The sequence below is a fragment of the Polyangium mundeleinium genome (assembly GCF_028369105.1).
GTDB classification, from domain to species: Bacteria; Myxococcota_A; Polyangia; order Polyangiales; family Polyangiaceae; genus Polyangium; species Polyangium mundeleinium.
Window position 1 is genome coordinate 8804569 of the sequence record NZ_JAQNDO010000001.1, and the last position, 16045, is coordinate 8820613.

11 protein-coding genes are annotated in these 16045 nt (G+C 69.6%); 7 read left to right on the plus strand and 4 right to left on the minus strand.

Going from position 1 to position 16045, the window contains the following annotated elements; genetic code table 11:
• Positions 1–2: 2 nt before the first annotated feature.
• Together POL67_RS34820 and POL67_RS34825 are read right to left on the minus strand one after the other, a co-directional pair.
• Positions 3–824, minus strand: coding sequence for a PAS domain-containing protein (locus POL67_RS34820; RefSeq protein WP_271924931.1), 822 nt, complete (start codon positions 822–824; stop codon positions 3–5).
• A gap of 152 nt (positions 825–976) precedes the next feature.
• The gene (locus POL67_RS34825; protein ID WP_271924932.1) at positions 977–3313 is read right to left on the minus strand and encodes an ATP-dependent helicase; all 2337 of its coding nucleotides are present in this window, start codon (positions 3311–3313) and stop codon (positions 977–979) included.
• A 271-nt stretch (positions 3314–3584) separates the two neighbouring features.
• Between POL67_RS34825 and POL67_RS34830 the strand changes: the two genes are divergently transcribed.
• The 5 genes from POL67_RS34830 to POL67_RS34850 all read left to right on the plus strand — a co-directional run bounded on the left by POL67_RS34830 (position 3585) and on the right by POL67_RS34850 (position 9046).
• Positions 3585–5699, plus strand: a complete 2115-nt coding sequence (locus tag POL67_RS34830; RefSeq protein ID WP_271924933.1) for a D-alanine--D-alanine ligase family protein — start codon at positions 3585–3587, stop codon at positions 5697–5699.
• Between the two features lie 85 nt (positions 5700–5784).
• Positions 5785–6084 (plus strand): hypothetical protein, encoded by a 300-nt coding sequence (locus tag POL67_RS34835; protein WP_271924934.1) that lies wholly within the window; start codon positions 5785–5787, stop codon positions 6082–6084.
• Between the two features lie 68 nt (positions 6085–6152).
• Positions 6153–7475: a serine/threonine-protein kinase gene (locus POL67_RS34840; protein WP_271924935.1), complete on the plus strand. Its 1323-nt coding sequence runs from the start codon at positions 6153–6155 to the stop codon at positions 7473–7475.
• A gap of 23 nt (positions 7476–7498) precedes the next feature.
• Positions 7499–8488, plus strand: coding sequence for a hypothetical protein (locus POL67_RS34845; RefSeq protein WP_271924936.1), 990 nt, complete (start codon positions 7499–7501; stop codon positions 8486–8488).
• A gap of 159 nt (positions 8489–8647) precedes the next feature.
• Positions 8648–9046 carry a response regulator gene (locus tag POL67_RS34850; RefSeq protein ID WP_271924937.1) on the plus strand — a complete coding sequence of 133 codons (399 nt, stop codon included), beginning with the start codon at positions 8648–8650 and terminating at the stop codon, positions 9044–9046.
• A gap of 139 nt (positions 9047–9185) precedes the next feature.
• On the opposite strand, the gene POL67_RS34855 is transcribed toward POL67_RS34850, so the two are convergent.
• Positions 9186–12215 carry a hypothetical protein gene (locus POL67_RS34855; protein ID WP_271924938.1) on the minus strand — a complete coding sequence of 1010 codons (3030 nt, stop codon included), beginning with the start codon at positions 12213–12215 and terminating at the stop codon, positions 9186–9188.
• 213 nt (positions 12216–12428) lie between these two features.
• Between POL67_RS34855 and aspS the strand changes: the two genes are divergently transcribed.
• On the plus strand, positions 12429–14234 hold the full coding sequence (gene aspS, locus POL67_RS34860; protein ID WP_271924939.1) for an aspartate--tRNA ligase: 1806 nt from the start codon (positions 12429–12431) through the stop codon (positions 14232–14234).
• A gap of 566 nt (positions 14235–14800) precedes the next feature.
• Here the strand turns inward: aspS and POL67_RS34865 are convergent.
• A complete protein-coding gene (locus POL67_RS34865) occupies positions 14801–15034 on the minus strand; it encodes a sigma factor-like helix-turn-helix DNA-binding protein (RefSeq protein WP_271924940.1) in 234 nt (77 codons plus the stop codon).
• Here POL67_RS34865 and POL67_RS54355 point away from each other — a divergent pair.
• A complete protein-coding gene (locus tag POL67_RS54355; protein WP_373372378.1) occupies positions 15024–15953 on the plus strand; it encodes a universal stress protein in 930 nt (309 codons plus the stop codon). The genes POL67_RS34865 and POL67_RS54355 overlap by 11 nt on opposite strands.
• Positions 15954–16045 lie beyond the last annotated feature (92 nt).

The following is a 16045-nucleotide window of genomic DNA, read 5'->3' on the forward strand; positions in this document are numbered from 1 at the left end:
TCTCAACGCCGCGGCGATCCCCGTCGCAATGCGAGCGCCCGGGACAATCCTTGTTTCAGGGTGGCGCAGGTCGTCATTGCGCCGAGATCCAGACCTCCCTCGACGAACGTGCGGGCCGATTCCGCGCTGATGCCGACGAGGATCGTGCGGCAGCCGAGCAAGGCGAGGGCGCGCACCGCGCGGACGAGCAGCTCGGCCCCGGCCGCGTCGGGCAAACCCGCGCCCGTGATGTCGATGAGCACCGTCTCCGTGCCGCGCTGGCTGACGGAGGCGAGGACGCTCTCGATGGCGTGCCCCGCTCGCCCCTGCGAGAGCGCGCCGACGAGCGGCAATAGCAAAATGCCCTCCCATATTTCGAGCACCGGCACGACGAGGCCATCGATGACGCGCTCCTGCGCCTCGATGATCGCCTGTTGCCGCGTCGCCTCGGCTTCGAAGAGATCGGTCTGGCGGGCGTGCTCCATCTGGTCGGTGATATCCATGATGAGCCCATAAAGCCCCACCACGGCCTGCGACGCGTCGCGAATCGGCACCTTGCGTGTCCAGAGGATCTTGAGCTGGCCATCGCCGAGCGAGATCTTCTCCTCGTTGAGATCAGGCCTGCCCGTCTCGAAGACCATGTCGTCGTGCTTCCAGAACACGTCGACCTGATCGGGCGGGAAAAAATCCGGATCGCTCCGGCCGCGGATTTCCTCCGGAGGCCGGCCGAGGAGCTCGCAAAATGCACGATTGAATGCAATCCACCGGTGCTGCCGGTCCTTGAAAAACATCGGATCCGGCATTCCGTCGACGAGCTCTTGGAGCAGGCTGATCTCGGTGCTCATCGTTGCCTCCCTCGCTGGAAAACAGTGGCGCGACGGTTCCACCGTACACCACGTCGTCGCCTTCTCGCGAGCGCAAGCAAGGATAGGGACGGAGCATTGCAATGCGTTACGAAAGGTAACGCGTCAGGGCCCTGCGTTGACCGTGACGGAGGTCACTCGGTGCGGAGGAATCGTGCTTTGATTCGCTTCACGCCCCAGCCGGAGAACTTGACGGTGGCAATCGGGTCGTCGCCGGGGTCGACGTCGATGATGGCGCCGACGCCGAACTTCTCGTGCATGACACGCGCTCCGCGCGCGAGGCCGCCCTCGCCGGAGGCCTCGGCCGGCTCGCGCTCGATGTACCGCTCCCCAGGGGCGCGCGCGGGCGTGGGTGTGGACGTGGAGCGCGAGGAGAACGAGCGCGCGGGCGCGTCGCCGCCGCGCTCCATGGGATGCGACCACGGCCCGCGCGGGCGCGCGGGTTCGTCGCGGTGCCCGTCGCGGTAGCCGTCGCGAAAGGAGCGCTCGCTCGACGCCGCGGCCGTCATGAGGCCTTTCACGGACGACGTCGGGAAGTCGGCAATGAAGCGGCTCGGCACGCCGAAGCGGGTGTTGCCGAAGATCATGCGACGCGCCGTGTGCGTGACGAAGAGCCGCTCGCGGGCGCGCGTGACGGCGACGTACGCGAGGCGGCGCTCCTCTTCGATGTCCTCGTTGCGCTTGGGATCCGGGCCCTTGAAGGGGAAGATCTCGTCCTCCATGCCCGTGATGAAGACCGTGTCGAACTCGAGGCCCTTGGCCGCGTGCACGGTCATCATGGAGACACGCGGCGCGTCTTCGAGCGCGTCGATGTCGCTCGAAAGCGTGACACGCTCGAGGTAGCCGGAGAGCGCGCCGACCTGCCCCGCCGCCGCGGCCTCGGCCTCGTAATCGAGGATGGAGCCCACGAGCTCCTGGAGGTTCTGCTTGCGCGCGTCGCTCTCGGCGCTGTCGTCCTCGTCGAGCATGCGCGCGTAGCCCGTGCGTTCGAGGACCTCGCGCGCGAGGTCGCTCGGCGGCGCGGAGGCGGCCTTTTCACGCAGGCTTTCGATGAGATCACGGAACGCGAGCAAGCTCTTCTTCGCGGCCGTGCCGAGGCCGCCGCGATCCGTGAGGGGAAGGATCGCCTCGTAGAGCGGCACGTCGAGCGCGTTCGCGACCTGCGTGAGCCTGTCGAGCGTGGCGCCGCCGATCTTGCGCGCGGGGACGTTGATGATGCGCTCGAGGTCGACGTCGCTCTTCGGGTTGTCGAGGATACGCAGGTACGAGAGCAGGTCCTTCACCTCGGCGCGCTCGAAGAAGCGCATGCCGCCGACGATCTGGTAGGGAATGCGCTCGGCGCGGAGGACCTCTTCGAGCACGCGCGACTGGGCGTGCACGCGGTAGAAGATCGCGACCTCGCCGAGCGGGACGCCACGCGCCTGGGCCTCGCGGACACGCTCGGCCACCCAGGCGGCCTCGTCGTGCTCGTTCTGCGCGGCCACGACGACGACGGGCTCGCCGGGGTCGCGCGCGGTCCAGAGCTCCTTCGGCTCGCGATCCTTGGCCGGCTTGATCACGCCGAGCGCGGCCCGGACGACGTTGCCCGTGGACCTGTAGTTCTGCTCCAGCTTGACGATGGCGGCGTCGGGGAAGTCGCGCCGGAAGTTCCGGACGATGCGGACGTCGGCGCCACGCCAGCGATAGATGCTCTGATCGTCGTCGCCGACGACGCAGAGGTTGCGGCTCGCGGCGAGCGCGCGCACGAGGCGGTACTGGACCTGGTTCACGTCCTGGAACTCGTCGACGAGGACGTGGCGGAAACGCGCGCGGAGATCGTCGCCGGCGAGGCTCTTCGGATCCTCGGCGATGCGGAGGACCGAGAGGATGAGGTCGTCGAAGTCGACGGCGTTCGCCTTGCGGAGGTACCGCTCGTAGCCCTCGTAGACCTTGAGGATCGCGTCGTCGAAGAAGCCCTGCGGCTCGAAGGCGTCGGGGCCGCGGCCCTCCTGCTTCTCCTTGTGGATGCGCGAGAGGACCTGCCGCGGCGGGTAACGCTTGTCGTCGAGCGAGAGCTCCTTCAAGACCCGCGCGACGACCGCGCGCTGGTCGGAGTCGTCGTAGATGACAAAGTTGCGCTCGAGGCCGGCCGCGTCGTGGAAGCGGCGAAGCAGGCGCGCGCACGTCGCGTGGAAGGTGCCGATCCAGAGCTCTTTGGCGATTTCGTCGCCCGCGAGGCTCGCGATGCGGCGGCGCATCTCGCCGGCCGCCTTGTTCGTGAACGTCACGGCGAGCACGCGGTAGGGGGGCACGCGGTGCCCGGCGAGCAGGTTCGCAATGCGGTACGTGATGACGCGCGTCTTGCCGCTGCCCGCGCCCGCAAACACGACGAGCGGGCCCTCGGCGTGGGCCACGGCCCGCGCCTGGGGCTCGTTGAGCTCGTCCGCCGGTTCGGGGAAAGCCGGCGGAGGAAAGGCCACCAGATCCGTCACGGAGGGGGCCGTAGCACGTGCCCCCTCGCGATGGGAGGCTCTTCGTCCCGAGGGGGACGCCTCGCGTCCCCCTCCCGTCCGGGCAAAGCCCGGACGATTCACCCCCCGAGGCGAGCTCACTTCGCGATCTCGCAGAGCGCCGAACCCGTTCGGCGCTCTCGAAGCTTGACGCAGCGTCCGTCCGCCCGCATGAGACGCTCGCCTAGCTGCATTTTCGCGCGAAAAACGCGCGACATCCTCCCTCTCCTTCGGCACCCTCCTTTCCAAACCGATGCGCATCGCGCTCACCTACAATCTCAAAATCACGGGCTCCCCCGAGGAGGCGGAGTTCGACAGCCCAGCAACCATCGACGCGATCGAAGGGGCTCTCGTGCGCGCAGGCCACGAGGTCGAGCGCGTCGAAGTCTCCGGCCCCGCCTCGCGTGTCATCGCGCGGCTCGAATCGATCTCCCCGGATCTCGTGTTCAACATGGCCGAGGGGCACAAGGGCAAGACGCGCGAGGCGTTTTACCCCGCGCTCTTCGACGAGCTCGGCTTTCCGTACACGGGCTCGGACGCGTACACGCTCTGCCTCACGCTCGACAAGGCGCTCACGAAGCGCACGCTCGCGGGCTTCGGCGTGCCGACGCCGCGCGCGCGGCTCGTGACGCGCGTGGCGATCGAGAGCGGCGCGCTCGACGACGTCACGTTCCCGGTGATCGTGAAGCCGAACTTCGAGGGCTCCTCGAAGGGCATCTCAGGCGATTTCAGCGTCTGCGAGGACGGGCACGAGCTCGCCGAGGTCGTCGATCGACAGCTCGCGCGGTACCCCGCAGGCCTGCTCGTCGAGCGCTTCCTGCGCGGCGTGGACGTGTCGTGCGCGTTCGTCGAGGGCCTCGGCGTCGACGGGGTCCTCGATCCGGTCGAGTACGTGATCGATCCTCGGTACTCCAACCTTTACAACGTCTACGATTTCCACCTGAAGAACGTGCGGCCCGAGCACGTGACGTCGCGCGTGGCGGAGCTGCCGGTGGCGGTGCTCGATCGTCTCCAGACGCTGACGCGCAGGATCGTGCGGGCGCTCGATCTCAAGGACCTCGGCCGCTGCGAGTTCCGCGTGGCCCCGGGGTCGCCGCAGACGGGCTACGACATCCACTTCCTCGAGGTCGACGCGCTGCCCTCGCTCGATCCGAACGCGGCGATGTTCGTCGCGGCGAAGAAGGGCGGCTTCGACTTCGACGGCGTGATCCGGTCGATCGTGCGCAGCTCGTGCAAACGCCGGGGGATGTCGCAGTTCGTCGACGGCGCGCCGCATCGCCGCGCGAAAAAGACCACGCTGCGCGTGGGCTTCACGTTCAACATGAAGCGCGACGGCGGCGACGCGGAGGCGGAGTTCGACTCGCCGCAGACGATCGAGGCGATCTCGAACGCAATCGAGAGCTTCGGCCACACGGTGATCCCGCTCGAAGCGAAGCCGGATCTGCCGCACCGGCTGCTCGCCGCGCAGCCCGACGTGGTCTTCAACATCGCCGAGGGCGTGCGCGGCCGCGGCCGCGAGGCGCAGGTGCCCGCGATGCTGGAGCTGCTCGGCATCCCCTACAGCGGCAGTGATCCGACGACGCTCTCGCTCTGCCTCGACAAGGGCCTGACGAAGCAGATCCTGCGCGCCTCGCGAATCGAAACGCCCGAGTGGCAGGTGCTCACGACGGGCCGCGAGAAGCTCAAGCCCTTCCGCTACCCGGTGATCGTCAAGCCGAACGCGGAGGGCACGTCGAAGGGGATCACCGGCGCGTCCGTGGTGCCGGACGAGGCGAGCGCGCGCGCGGCGGCGAAGCTCATGGTCGAGCGGTACGGGCAGCCGGCGCTCGTCGAGGAGTACATCGACGGCCGCGAGTTCACGGTGGGCCTGCTCGGCGATCGCCGCCCGCGGGTCTTGCCGCCGATGGAGGTGGTCTTCGTCGATCCGCCCGAGCACCCGGTCTACGGCTTCGAGGAGAAGCAGATGGGCACGACGCGCGTGCGCTTCGAGTGCCCGGCGAACCTCAGCTCGGCGGAGCTCAAACGAATCGAGAAGATCACGCGCGACACGTTCCTCGCGCTGCACTGCCGCGACGTCGCGCGGATCGACCTGCGCATGGCGAAGGACGGCACGGTGTACGTGATCGAGTGCAACCCGCTGCCCGGGCTCACCCCGGATTTCAGCGATCTCTGCGTCATCGGGAAGGTCGCGAGCATGGACTTCCGGACGCTCATCGGCGAGATCCTCGCCGGCTGCATCAAGCGGTTCCGCGGCGAGCGCGCCGCAACCGCGCCGCCTCTGGCGTCCGTCGCGACCCCGACCCCGGCGCACGGGCTGCCCCCGCTCCTCACGGCGAGCACGGGCCCCGTGAAGCCCAACGGGTCCTGATCGATACGTCCGTCCCGACTGGCCGGGATTCAGTCGCGCACGTCCTGCACACCGCCCCGGCCCGCGCCTTGCGTGGTGCGTGGGCATGGGATCTTCGGCCTGCTCTCGGTTCTCCCTGCTCGCGCTCGCGTGGGGCCTCGCCGTGTCGGCCGTGGGCTGCGGGCGCGGCGCCGTGCGACGCGCGGCCGAGGCGCCGCTCGTGCCCGAGCCGCCCACGTATGCCGTGGTGATCCCGCCGGGGACCTATTTTCCCGATTGGCCCTCGCTCTCCGTCGATGGCGAGCCGGAGTACGACGAGACGCGCTCGATCGAGGTGCGGAGGGCGCTGCCGCCGCAGGGTCCGGCGGCCCAGGTGCCGATGCGGATGAGCCGCGGGCCACGTTAGATCGGTCGGAACCACGCACGGGGTGTTTCCCGAATCCACGTGTCGTGGTTTAGACTTTGGTCTCCGCCGTGAGACCCGCTGAACCCGAGCTGCAGAGCGTGAGGCCGAGCCCCTGGGCGCCGGGCTCGATCATCGGGGGCAAGTATCGCCTCACCACGCCCATCGGGGCCGGCGGCATGGGGCAAGTCTGGCGCGCCGAGCACACGTCGCTCGGCACGACCGTGGCGGTGAAGCTCGTCGATCTCGCGTCGGCGCAGAACCCGCAGGAGACGATGGCGCGGTTCCTCCACGAGGCGCGCGCGGCGGCGAGGCTCAAGAACGAGAACGTGGTCCAGACGATGGATCACGGCGCGCAGGGGCACGTCGCGTACATCGTGATGGAGCTGCTCGAAGGCGAGAGCCTGGCGAAGCGGCTCGCGCGCACGCACGTCCTGCCCGCGTCGGACGCGGTGCGGCTCTTTCGCGAGATCGCGCGCGGCCTGGAGAAGGCGCACAAGCAGGGCATCGTGCATCGCGATCTCAAGCCGGAGAACGTCTTCCTCTCCGTCGAGGAGGGCCGCGAGGTCGTGAAGATCCTCGACTTCGGCATCGCGAAGACGGCCGACGGCGGCCACGATCCGCACCTGAAGACACACGCGGGCACGGTGCTCGGGACGCCCGCGTACATGAGCCCGGAGCAGGTGCTCGGCAAGGACATCGATTCCCGCTCGGATCTCTGGCAGCTCGCGATGATAGCGTTCGAGTGCGTGACGGGCGTGCGGGCGTTCTCGGGCAGCACGCTCGGCGAGCTCTTCATGCGGATCTGCTCGGCGCCCTTGCCCGTGCCGTCCCAGGTCGCGCGGAACGTGCCGCTCGGCTTCGACGCGTGGTTCGCGCGCGCCGCGCAACGCGAGCCGAAGGACCGGTTCCAGTCCGCGCGCGAGCTCGCCGAGGGGCTCTCGCTCGTGCTCTTGCGCAGCCAGGGCGGAGGCGCAGCCACCGTGCCGCTCGGCTCGATGGTGCAATCGGGCCGGCCGGAACCCACGGGGCGAAACACGGCCTGGTCGAGCGGAGCCGCGAACCCGAGCTCGCGGCGCGCGCTCACGATCGCGCTCGCGGTGCTGCCGGTGCTGCTCATCGGCGTGGTCGGCGCGGTGTGGATCGTGAAGGGCCGTGACCCAGACCCGCCGGCCCCGACGCCCTCCGCGCTCCGCCCCGCCGCGAGCGTATCGCCTCCTGCGAGCCCGCCGAGCGCCGTGACGAGCCCCACGCCGAATGTGCCCATCCCGGCGACCGCCGCGACGAACGACGCAGGCGCGCCGCCCGCGCCGAGCGCGCCCGACGCGGGCGCAGGCCCGAAGATCCGCACCGGAAACAAGACGAACACGAAGGAAGACGTCCTCGGCTTCTAGACGACCACGAGCCCGACGAACCGATGAACCGCCCTCCCTCGAAGCCCACGCGAGCGCCCTTCCGGACGTGCCTGCCGCTCGCCTTCGCCGCGCTCACGTGGCTCGCGCCGGCCGTGAGCTCGGGGCAGGACTTCGCGACCCGCAGCGCCGCGCGCAAGCTCGGCGAGGAGGGCATCGCGCTCTTCGACAAGGGCCAGTACGCCGAGGCGCTCGAGAAGTTCAACCTCGCCGATCAGCTCGTCCCCGCGCCGACGCTCGGCCTGCGCGCGGCGCGGAGCCTCGTGAAGCTCGGCCGCCTCGTCGAGGCCACGGAGCGTTACCTCGCGGTGACGCGCATGGATCTGTCGCGCACGCAGGTCACGCCGGCGTTCCGCAAGGCGCAGGCCGACGCGCTCAAGGAGCGCGAGGAGCTCTTGCCGCTCCTCCCGAGCCTGACGATCGAGGTCACGGGGCCTTTGGGCGACGGCATCACGCTGCTCGTCGACGGCACGCAGATCCCGCTCGCGTTGCTCGGGCAGAAGCGCCCGATCGATCCCGGGCCGCACGAGGTCGAGGTTCGTCGCGGCGAGACGAAGGTGAAGAAGAAGGTCGACCTCGTCGTGAAGCAGACGGAGAAGGTCGTGCTCGTGCTCCCGCCGCTGCCGAAGCCGAAGCCACCGGAGCCGGATCCGTTCTGGAGGACGATCGCCTGGGTGGGGATCGGCGTCGGCGCGGGCGGCATGGTGGCGTTCGGGGTGACGGGCGGGCTCGCGCTTTCGAAGGAGCAGGAGCTCGAATCGAAGTGCCCGAATCGGACGTGTCAGCCGCAGTTCCACGCCGACGCGGACTTCTTCGATGCGCTCCGCTACGCGACGACGGCGGGCCTCGTGGTCGGCGTGGTAGGTCTCGGCGTGGGCGTGCCGCTGCTCCTCGCGGGCCCGACGCAGGACCCCAAAAAGGCCGAGAAAAAGGCCGAGATCACGTGGACGCCCGTCCTCGGGCTCGGCACCGCCGGCGTGCGCGGGACGTTCTGAGCGGCGCGGGTGCGCCGAGATCGCAGAAGTGCAAAGCCGGCGCGCACCCGCCGTTTAGCCCTGCAAGACGTCCTGGACAAAGGGGGCCGAGAAGCCCTTTCTTTTCAGGCATTTCCAGCGATTCCCGACCATGGACCGCTCCTTGCAAAAGGGCTTTCCATGGCCCGCGTTTTGATCATCGACGACGACCCGACCTTCGGCCAGCGTGCCGTGCGTTGCCTGGAAAAGGCCGGCATGCGGGCGCGTTTCCACGAAGGTCCCTTCGGCAGCCTGCACGCGGTCCGCGAGACGGGCTGCGAGATCGTGCTCGTCGACGTGGACATGCCGCGCCTCGACGGCGGTCTGCTCGTGAAGATGATCCGGGACGCGTTCGGGCTCGGACAAACCCGGATCATGCTGGTCGGCGACAGGTCGGACCCGGAGCTCGCCGATCTCGCGGTGAGCGTAGGAGCCCACGGGTACGCGTCGAAGGGCTTGACGGACGCAGAGCTCGCCGGGCGTGTCGCCGGTCTCGCCCAGCGAAGGACGTCGCGGCGGCCGACGCCGGCGATGGGCTGAATCGCCCGGCTGTTTTTCGACGATTGGTTTTCCCCGCCGGACGATTCTCTCACACGCCGGACGATTCTCTCACACGCCGGACGATTCCCTCAGCCCACCCCTCTCCCTCGCGGGAGAGAGGTGAGATGAGTTTTTCCGACTAGAACCCAGCGCGCCGCGAGCGCAGGCGCCGCGCGAAAGCCGCGAGGCCAAGCGCGAGGCCGAGGGCGCCCGCGGAACCCGCGTTGCCGCGCGTGGTGCCCGCGGCACGGCAATCGCAGCCGCCGTCGTCCACGGGAAGGCTGCCGCCCGCGCCGGCCGAGCCACCCGTGCCCGCGCCGCCGCCGCCACCCGCGCCACCGCCGCCACCCGCGCCGCCATCACCACCGGCGCCGCCCTCGCCCGTCTCGCAGACGCCCGCCTCGCACCTGCCGTCGGTGCAAACCGTGCCGTCGGCCATCGCGCCATCCGCCGGGCAATCGCTCGTCGCGCCGTCGCAGAGCTCGGCCACGTCGCATTCACCCGCCGCCGGCCGGCATGCCGCGCCTGCCGCGGCGAGCGCGTCGGCCGGGCAATCCACGGTCGCGCCGTCGCAGCTCTCCGCCACGTCGCAAAGGCCGATCGCCGCGCGGCACACGGTGCCGGCGCTCGAAAGCACATCCGCGGGGCAATCGTTCGACGCGCCGTCGCACGTCTCCGCCGCGTCACAAGCGCCCGCCATGCCGCGGCACTCGGTCCCCGCCGCGACCTTCGCGTCCGTCGGGCAAGCGCCGTTCACGCCGTCGCAGCTCTCGGCCGCGTCGCAGCCGCCCGCCGCCGGGCGGCACGTGGTGCCCACCGGGACGAGGTTGTCGCCGGGGCAGAGCGGCGTGAACCCGTCGCAGATCTCGTCGATATCGCACGCGCCCACGGCCGCGCGGCAGACGGTGTTGCCCGCGGCGTACGCGTCCGCCGGGCAAGTGTTGCTCGTGCCGTCGCACGTCTCCGCCGGATCGCAGCCGCCGAGCGAGGCGCGGCATTCGGTGCCCGCCGCGACCTTCGTATCGGCGGGGCAGGCCGTGCTCGTCCCGTCGCACGCCTCGGCCACGTCGCAGGCGCCGCCCGCCGTGCGGCACTCGGTGCCGGCCGCGGAAGGCGTGCAGGTGCCCACCGCGCCCGCGAGGTTGCAGGCCTGGCAATCGCTCGCCGCGCCGCCGCCGCATGCCGTGTTGCAGCAGACGCCGTCGGCGCAGAAGCCGCTCGCGCAGTCCTTGCCGGTCTGGCAGGCCTGCCCATTGTCGAGCTTGTTCTGCGGCGTGAACAGGTATGCGGCGCCGCTGTTCGCGGCCGCGCCGCTGTGCGCCTCGGCGCCGACGAGCGCCCAGGAGCCGCTCACGCCGACGGAGTGGCCGAATTGGGCCCCGATCCCGGCGTCCGCGCCCGTGATCTTCTTCTCCTGGGCCCACACGCCCGCGTTCCGCAGGAACACGTACGCCGAGCCGGTCGACTGCGGCTCGTCGTACCGCGCGCCGATGACCGCCGTGTCCCCGACGATCGACACGGATTGCCCGAACTGATCCCCGCCGTCGCCATCCGCCGCGAGGATCTGCGCCTGCTGCGCCCATACGCCCATCGAGCGCGTGTACGCGTACACCTTGCCTTGGGAGGCGAGCGCGAGCGGAGCTGCGATGAGGGCGGTCTCGCCCGCGATCGCGACCGAGTAGCCGAACCAATCGTTTTGCTTGCCGTCGGGCGGGGCGAGCTTCGCTTGCTGGGCCCAGGTGCTGCCGGTCCGGAAAAACACGAACGCGGAGCCCGATACCGAGCCATTGTCGTCGTCGCCGTACGCGCCGACGACGATGGTATCGGCCGAGATCGCGACGGACGTGCCGAACTCGTCCTGGCTCGCGGACGCCGCGCCCGCCGTGAGCTTTCCGCCTTGTTGTGCGAACGTGGTCGCGCCCTTCAGGTAGACGTAGGCCGAACCGGAATCGGTATTGGGGGCGGTGTCGTCGAACGGCGAGCCGACCACGAGCGTCGTGCCCGAGAGCGCGACCGACGAGCCGAACCTGTCGCCCGACGCCACGTCGGCCGCGATGATCTTCTGGAGCTGCGTGAAATTCGAGCCGAACGCCGTGCGCTGGAAGACGAAGACCGCGCCGCGGCTGGCGTTGTCGAGCGGGGCGCCGACCGCGATGATGTTGCCCGAGATGGTCACCGCGCGGCCGAACCGGTCGCCGGCCGTGAGCGTGGCGTCGCCCGCGAGGAGCCGCTGCGTCTGCGTCCACGTATTGTTCCCGGCGTTCCGGACGAACACGTACGCCGAGCCCGCGTCGACGCCCTTGGCGGCGTCGTCGTCGTCCGGCGCGCCGATGACGGCCGTATCCCCGTCGATGGCCACCGCATACCCGAACGCGTCGTCCGCGGCCCCGTCGCTCGCCAGGAGCTTTTGCGCCTCGGACCATACGATGGGGTCGACCACGATCGGATAGATCGCGCCCGTGTCGTCTACGTGAATGGAGAGCCGCCCCTCCTCGGCCGAGAGGAACGACGGGAGCACGCGGCCCTTCGCGTCCGTGACGTGAAGATCGGTGTAGCGGAGGATGACCTCGCCGGCCTCGTCGCGCAGGAGCGCCGCGTCCGCCTCGGCCGTGAGCTCGGGCAGGAGCCCCTCGGCGCGCATCTGGAGCGTCACGGTCCCGCCGCCGTCCTCGCGGCACGCGGGCCTCTTCGCGAGATCGAAGCCCTGCTCCAGGCCGAGCGGGCCATTCAAATACCACTCCACGACATCACCGCGGCGATATTCGGCGCGATTGCCGTTCGCCTCGGGCGAGGCCTCGGCGGCCGGCGTGAGATCCCCCTCGCAGCCCACGGCGTCGAGGGAAAGGTCGAACGGGCGATCCGCGCGCGCGTCGGCAGCGACCCGCACGCCCGCCGCGGAGAGCTCCGCGGAGAGGCCCTGCGCCGGATTTCGGGCGGAAATCGTGCCTTTCGCGCCGCGCTCCAGGCGATACGCGGGGGAGGCGTCCTTTTGCACCGCCGCCACGTAGGCTGCGCGCAGCCCCGCGTGATCCACCACGTCCCCTGCCGGGGGCGTCTTCGCCTGCACCGAAAGGGAAGCATCCCCCGATTGCGGACCCCTGTCGTCCGCCCCGCACGCTGCCGCGAGCGAGACCGGAAGAGCAAACCACCATCGCTTCGCTGCCAACATTCTTCGCTCCGTCTCGTGAAGGGAAAAAGCTACACTCTGGACGAGCGGCCATGTTACCAAAGCCGCCCTTGCAGAGCGAAGCCTTACGGCGCGACGGCGTCCGCTTTGCCCCCGCGAGCGTTCCGGGGCTGCGTTGGGGAGGTCACGAAAAAGTGACCATGCGAGCTGCCTGGCCCGTTGATGTGGCGGCGTGAGCGACTATGCTGCGCCGCCATGTCGGAATTTTTGGTGGACAAGAAGCGCACGCACTCGTGCAACGCGCTGCGCACGAGCGACGTCGGCAAGGACGTTGTGCTGATGGGCTGGGTGGCGCATCGCCGGGACCACGGCGGCCGGGTGTTCATCGATCTGCGGGATCGCGAGGGCCTGACGCAGGTGGTCTTCGGCCCGGAGATCGGGAAGGAAGCGCACGAGCTCGCGAGCGAGCTGCGCTCGGAGTACTGCATCGGCATCGCGGGCAAGGTAGTGACGCGCGTCTCGTCGGGTGGGCAGCCCAATCCGAAGCTCCCGACCGGCGAGGTCGAGGTGAATGCCGAGAAGCTCCACATCTTCTCGCGCTCGGAGACGCCGCCCTTCCTGATCGAAGACGACATCGACACGCGCGAAGAAATCCGGCTGAAGCACCGCTACCTGGATCTGCGCAGGCCCGCGCTGCAGCGAAACTTCCTGGTGCGCTCGAAGCTCTACCGCGCCGCGCGTGATTACTTCCACGGCGAGGGCTTCACCGAGCTCGAGACGCCTTTCATGGTGAAGTACACCCCCGGCGGCGCGCGGAACTTCCTCGTCCCCTCGCGCCTGAATCCGGGCAACTTCTATGCGCTCGCCGAGTCGCCGCAGATCTTCAAGCAGCTCTTCATGGTCGCGGGCTTCGAGCGGTATTTCCAGATCGTGCGTTGCTTCCGCGACGAGGACCTCCGGCTCGATCGTCAGCCCGAGTTCACGCAGGTCGACGTGGAGATGTCCTTCATCACGGAGGAGGACATTTACACGACGATGGAGGGCCTCATCGCGCGCGCCTGGAAGGACGTGCTCGACGTGGACCTCCCGCGCCCGTTCCGGCGGATGAGCTACCGCGAGGCGATGCTCAAATACGGCTCCGACAAGCCCGACCTGCGCTTCGGGCTCGAGCTCGCCGATCTGACGGAGATCCTCGGCCCGCTCGAAGGCGGCGGCGTGCCGCTCTTCAAGACCGCGCTCGAGCAGAAGGGAATCATCAAGGCGCTGCGGATCCCCGCGAAGGAGGCCGCGTCGCTTTCGCGCACGGAGGCCGACAAGCTGGAGGAGTTCGTGAAGGGATTCGGCGCGCGGGGCCTCGCGCGCGCCCGCGTCGGCGAGGGCGGCGAGTGGACGCAGTCGCCGCTCAGCAAGACGGTGACGCCCGAAGCGCGGGCCGCGGTGAACGCAGCGCTCGGCGCCGGGACCGGAGACCTCCTGTTCTTCCAGTTCGGCTCGTTCAAGCTGGTGAACGCAGTGCTCGGCGGCCTGCGCCTGCACCTCGGCCACAAGCTCGGGCTCGTCCCCGAGGGGCAATGGCATTTCCTCTGGGTCACCGATTTTCCGATGTTCGAGCAAGCCGAGAGCGGGCAATGGGTCGCCGCGCATCACCCGTTCACGTCGCCGAAGCCGGAGCACGTGCAATACCTCGGCACGGACAACGGCCGGGTGGAGGCGCGCGCCTACGACCTCGTCCTCAACGGCAACGAAATCGCGGGCGGCTCGATCCGTATCCACCAGCGCGAGGTGCAAGCCAAGGTCTTCGCCGCGCTCGGCCTCTCCGAGGACGATTTCCGCGCGAAGTTCGGCTTCCTCCTCGACGCATTCAAGTACGGCCCGCCCCCGCACGGCGGCATCGCCTTCGGCCTCGATCGCCTGACGATGCTGCTCTGCAATGCAGGCAGCCTGCGCGACGTCATCGCCTTCCCGAAGACGCAAAAGGGAACGGACCTGATGACGGACGCGCCGACCGGCGTCGCGCCCGAGCAGCTCGACGAGCTCGGCGTGCAGGTCAAGAAGGTCTGAACCGGGTTCGCGGGGCGTCGCCCCGCACCCGAGAAGGGGGCTCCCCGCCCCCTTCACCCCGGGCCAGGCACGGCCTGGACCGAGGGCGGAGGAGCCGCGCGATGCGCGGTTTCTCCGACGGGATCAAGACAAGACGATACCTCCCTCGCCTGTAGGACGGAGCGAGGCAGACGATCGGAGGGAGCCGCCGACGTGGGCGTTCCGCGCCGGGCGGGTGTCCTCGGCGCTCGCCGCGGCCTCGGCCCTCGCGCGGAAACGAAGGCGTGGCGCGGAAGCGGCCTCCCGTTCGAGGCGGAGAGGCGGTTCGTGTTCGGCCGACGCACCCGTTTTGCAGTCCGGGGGCGCCTGCGTGGGCCGCCAACATCCCCGTTTTGCAGCTCCGTCACCCCGGCGTCGGGCGCCGACGAGGTCATTTTCGGTCGGAGGAAACCCGGGGCGACGACCGACGGTGAAGGTTTGCGCCGGCGGGCGCGTCATCGGTGTCGGTCGGTCAGGTTTTGCGGATCGGGAGGACATCCGTCGATGAAGGACGTTCCGGTTTGGCGGCGGGCTCGGCAGCGGGAGCGTCAGAAGAGGGCGCAGAGCGCGAGGCGGTTGCGGGCCAGTTGCAGGCGGGCGTAGGCGGTTTTCAGGCGGATGCCGAGCGCTCGGGCAATCTCCAGCATCGATCGCCCCTCGATCTCGTGAGCCACCAGCACAGGGGCGGGCTCACGACGTAGAGCGGCTGATCGTCGCGTCAAGCTACGTCGCGCCCGTCCTCGGGGCACGACGATTGCAACACACGGTGCCGTGTCAATCATTTGCGGTACCACGCTGGCGCCCGAGAATGATCAGGCAAACCAGGCTGCCGCAGCACTCGCGTTGTTGCTCGGCGACCAGTTGCACCTCGTCCACGTCGTCGATGAGCTCGGCGCCGAGCTCGCCCTCGCCGAAGAATACGACTCCCTCTACGAGCCGGCCGGCAGGCATCTGCGCGGCGAGGCGGATGACCTGCGGCAGCTCGGCATCCAGATCGAGCCCGAGCTCGCCGCGGGGGCATGGCATGCGGAGCTGCCCAGGATTGCCATGCATCATCGCGCGCGCTTGATCGTGCTTTCGCCCCATCCGGGGGTCGTACGCAAGCGCCCTTCCCCCTGGGCCGCCGTGAGGATCGCCCGCGCCGCGCCCATTCCGGTCATGCTCGTCCACCGTGCGGATGGACTGCTCCGCTGGGCCCGAGAACATTCCCCGCTGCGCGTCCTCATCGCGCTGGGGTGCTGCCCGGGCTCGCTGGCCGCCCTGCGTTGGATCGCCGAACTCCGATCCGGCGGCCCCTGCGAAGCATGGTTGGCGTATGTCTCGCGTCTGGGAGGCGTTTCGGACGCCAGCGCGGAGACACCGGCGCACCCTTATCGTGGCCTGCCTCCGTCCCGCTGCGAGCCTCCCCTCGATGAGGTCGAGACTTTCCGGGACGAACTCCGCCGGCTGGGGGTAAGCGTCACAAAGACCAGCGTTCAGGACGCGAGCGTGCTCGAAGACCTCGCGCAGCGAGAGGCCATCGATCTCGTCGTGGTCCCCCGGGACCTGCCGCGAGGCCACTTGTGGCCGAGGTGGCTGTGGCACAGCCTGTTTCGAGCCGCTGTGCCCGGCGTCGTCTGCGTGCCGCCCGATTACGCAGCCGCGTGCGTACGACGGGCAGGGCTGCTGAGCAACCTCGTCCGCCATCCTCCGCCGGGTTGACGGCACGTTTCTTCCTAACGGGCCGTTCGCCCGCGAACTTCGGACCGGTCTCTTCGCGAACCCGGGGTTCGCGAACGTGGCGCCTTCGCGGC

What these genes read in the sequence shown, in the direction of transcription:
- POL67_RS34820 (WP_271924931.1), bottom strand. Translation starts at nt 824, where the DNA reads ATGAGCACCGAGATCAGCCTGCTCCAAGAGCTCGTCGACGGAATGCCG.
- POL67_RS34830 (WP_271924933.1), top strand. Translation starts at nt 3,585, where the DNA reads ATGCGCATCGCGCTCACCTACAATCTCAAAATCACGGGCTCCCCCGAG.
- POL67_RS34835 (WP_271924934.1), top strand. Translation starts at nt 5,785, where the DNA reads ATGGGATCTTCGGCCTGCTCTCGGTTCTCCCTGCTCGCGCTCGCGTGG.
- POL67_RS34845 (WP_271924936.1), top strand. Translation starts at nt 7,499, where the DNA reads ATGAACCGCCCTCCCTCGAAGCCCACGCGAGCGCCCTTCCGGACGTGC.
- POL67_RS34850 (WP_271924937.1), top strand. Translation starts at nt 8,648, where the DNA reads ATGGCCCGCGTTTTGATCATCGACGACGACCCGACCTTCGGCCAGCGT.
- POL67_RS34855 (WP_271924938.1), bottom strand. Translation starts at nt 12,215, where the DNA reads ATGTTGGCAGCGAAGCGATGGTGGTTTGCTCTTCCGGTCTCGCTCGCG.
- aspS (WP_271924939.1), top strand. Translation starts at nt 12,429, where the DNA reads ATGTCGGAATTTTTGGTGGACAAGAAGCGCACGCACTCGTGCAACGCG.
- POL67_RS34865 (WP_271924940.1), bottom strand. Translation starts at nt 15,034, where the DNA reads ATGATTGACACGGCACCGTGTGTTGCAATCGTCGTGCCCCGAGGACGG.